Raw genomic sequence first — 1,332 nt, forward strand, 5'->3', positions numbered from 1 at the left:
CACGCGGTCGGCGCGCCTCGCCGGCGCGATGCGCTCGGGGTGCCAGCCGCGCCGCCACTCCTCGCCCATGGTCGGGTTCTGCGTGCAGCGGATCGGCGAAATCGTCATGTCGCCGGACACGCAGATGTTGCAGCCGATGCACTCGCGGATGTCCTCGACGCGGCCTTCCTCGATCTTGCGCGGCAGGAACGGGTCGGCGATCGAGGGCCGCGCGGCGCCGATCAGGTCGAGCACGCCGCGCCGGATCTGCGCGACCATGGTGTCGGGCGAGGTGAAGCGGCCGACGCCGACCACCGGCTTGGTGGTGGTCTGCTTGACGAAGTCGATGAACGGCTCCTGCGCGCCTTCGGCGGCGAAGCGCGAGGGCACGGAGTCGTTGTACCAGGCGGCGATGTTGACGTCCCACAGGTCCGGCAGCTCGGCCAGCATGGCGACGATGTCCTTCGCCTCGGCCAGCTCGACGCCGCCCGCGCCCAGCAGCTCCTCGGTGGCGAAGCGCAGCGCCACCGCGCAGGTGTCGCCGACCGCGTCCTTGGTGTCCTCCAGCACCTCGCGCAGCAGGCGCACGCGGTTCTCCAGCGAGCCGCCGTATTCGTCGTTGCGCTGGTTGCGGCGGCGCTGCAGGAAGTGCATCGGCAGCGAGAGGTCGTGCGCGGCGTAGACGTAGACGATGTCCATGCCGGCGCGCCTGGCGCGCAGCGCCGCCTCGCGGTGCCAGCGGCGGTAAGCGCGGATGTCGTCGCGGGTCATCGCCCGCGCCTGCGACGGGTAGCCGTATTTGCTCGGCTGGTGCGAGGGCGCCAGCAGCACTTCGCGCGAATACAGGTTGGAGGCGGTCGGACCGTTGTGCGAAAGCTCGATCGCCGCCAGCGCGCCGTGCGCATGCACCTTCTCGCACATCAGCGCCAGCGCCGGGATGTCGCGGTCGTCCCACAGCCGCGCCTCGACATAGGGGGTGAGGTCGCTGCTCGGGTGGATCTCGCACTCCTCGGTGGAAACCACCGCCCAGCCGCCCTCGGCCTTGACCTCGCGCATCGCCGCGTGCGCCAGCGGCATGGCGTGGCCCATGCCGTTGCAGTGCGGCACCTGGAAGAAGCGGTTCTTCGCCGTGACCGGGCCGATCTGCACCGGCGTGAACAGGATGTCGTAACGCGGATCGCGCATCGGGCGTCAGGCCTTGGCGGGTTGCGGCAGCCTGCGGCGCAGGCGCATGAACAGGTACAGCGGCAGGCCGGCCGCGCACAGGCCGAGCGCCAGCAGGAACGGCTCCTGGCCGATGCCGATGAAGGCGAACACCACGTAGGCGACGCCGGCGCACGCCCACGCCAGCGC

Annotated in this window: 1 protein-coding gene; it reads right to left on the reverse strand. The window is 71.1% G+C overall.

From position 1 onward, the window contains the following. Nucleotides 1–1,164 (reverse strand): oxidoreductase (locus MBSD_RS15835; RefSeq protein ID WP_484502477.1); only part of this gene is annotated, 1,164 nt, incomplete at its 3' end. Between the last annotated feature and the right edge of the window lie 168 nt (nt 1,165–1,332).

The organism is Mizugakiibacter sediminis, assembly GCF_000953855.2.
Classification (GTDB): Bacteria; Pseudomonadota; Gammaproteobacteria; order Xanthomonadales; family Rhodanobacteraceae; genus Mizugakiibacter; species Mizugakiibacter sediminis.